Annotated in this window: 2 protein-coding genes; both read right to left on the bottom strand. The window is 72.8% G+C overall.

All coding sequences use genetic code 11. The annotated features are described in order from the left end of the window. A partial coding sequence (locus tag D7V77_RS41935) for a DMT family transporter (RefSeq protein WP_233597563.1) occupies positions 1–430 on the bottom strand: 430 nt, incomplete at its 3' end. An 87-nt stretch (positions 431–517) separates the two neighbouring features. Next, positions 518–1495, bottom strand: coding sequence for a GNAT family N-acetyltransferase (locus D7V77_RS41930; protein WP_172814847.1), 978 nt, complete (start codon positions 1493–1495; stop codon positions 518–520). Positions 1496–1551 lie beyond the last annotated feature (56 nt).

Genomic DNA, 1551 nt, shown 5'->3' with positions numbered 1-1551 from the left:
CCTCGGTGGGCCGCGTCAGCCAGTACAGCCCCACCGCCGCCAGCACCACGCCCACGGCGGTGCCCCACCGGGGCAGCCGCTTGAGCAGCACCATGGACATCAGCGGAACGAAGAGGACGTTGAGGCCGGTGAGGAACGCCGCGCGCGACGGCGTGGTGTCCGTCAGCCCCACGGTCTGGAGCACGAAGCACACGAACAGCACCACGCCCAGGAGCAGTCCCTTGGAAACGATGCCGGGCGAGAACATCCGCCCGCGCGCGATGAGCGCCATCACGGCCGCGCCCACCACGAAGCGCAGGGTGAGGAAGGTGAAGGGGTCCGCGAACGCGAGCGCGTCCTTCACCACCACGAACGTCAGGCCCCAGAAGACGGTGAGGAGCACCAGCGCTCCGTCCGCCTTCCACTGCGCACCCTCACGCCCTTCAGACACCGGATCCACCCTTCCCCGCCCACGGCATGAAGCAGGACGCCCAGCCGTTTGGCCCAGCCACCGGAGAAGCGCAACCCCCGTGGGGCGTCAGACGGGAAGCGGGCGCACCAGCACGACCAGTCGCTTGCTCCCCCCAGCCGCGTCCCACTGCTGGTTCGTGGCGACGGTCAGCGCGTCCGGCGCGGGGCGGAACCCCAGGCCAGAGAAGGTCCGCAGGGAGGCGGTGTTGTCCTCGTCGATGTCCGCGTGGAGCCGGTCCGCGCCCTGCCGGTGGATCTCCTCCACCAGGCACCGCACCAGCGCGGTGGCCACGCCCATGCGCCGCACCTTGGGAGACACCACCAGCGAGCGCACCCAGAAGCCATCCAGTGACAGTCCCTCCTGGTGGTAGTCGTCCGCCCACGCGAAGCCGAGCAGGTGCCCCTGCGCGTCGAAGGCGCCCGCCGCCGCGCCCACGCGCCTGTCTTGCGGCAGCCCCCACCGGTCGCGCAGCTGCCGGCGCAGGAAGGTGCCGGACACCACCAGCCGCTCCGTGGCGAAGGCGAGCAGCGGGTCCAGGTCGTCCGGGCGCACCAGCCGGATCTCGAGCGGGCCCACGAACTGGCGGCGCAGCGGCTTCGTCCACCCGGAGAACAGGTCGCGCAGGTGGCGGAACACCGCCCGGGACGCGGGCTGCGTCCACACGCCAGACAGGGTGCGCTGCAAGAGGAACAGCGCCGGCCGGGTGGGCCGGGGCAGCCGCATCACCCACCGCCCGCGCTTGAGCGCGACGATGCGCCCCACCAGCTCCCCGCCCGCCACATCGGTGCCGCCCAACAGCGACTCCGTCACCCAGGGTTGGGTGGAGAGCACCACCTGCGCGGCCAGCCGGGGCCCGTGCCGCACCAGCGCCACGTCCCCGCGCGCCAGCCGCTCCGGTCCGCAGCGCAACAGCCGCACCGCGTCCCCGCTGCGGAGCAGCGGGTAGAGACACCGCCCCATGCCGCGCACCCACAGCCGGTGGCCGAAGGGCAGCGCCGCAAGCAGGTCCGCGAGCTCGGCCGTCGAGACGCCACCAGAGGGCATGACACCCACTCTGTCATGAAGGCGCCCCCGAAACCCGTCCCCGGTGCAGGCCCCAC

This window comes from Corallococcus sp. CA041A (assembly GCF_003612075.1).
Classification (GTDB): Bacteria; Myxococcota; Myxococcia; order Myxococcales; family Myxococcaceae; genus Corallococcus; species Corallococcus exiguus.
This window is presented reverse-complemented; position numbering and strand designations above follow the sequence as displayed.

Bases quoted from the DNA above. Each gene is read 5' to 3' on its own strand.
- D7V77_RS41930 (WP_172814847.1), bottom strand. From the start codon at position 1,495: ATGCCCTCTGGTGGCGTCTCGACGGCCGAGCTCGCGGACCTGCTTGCG.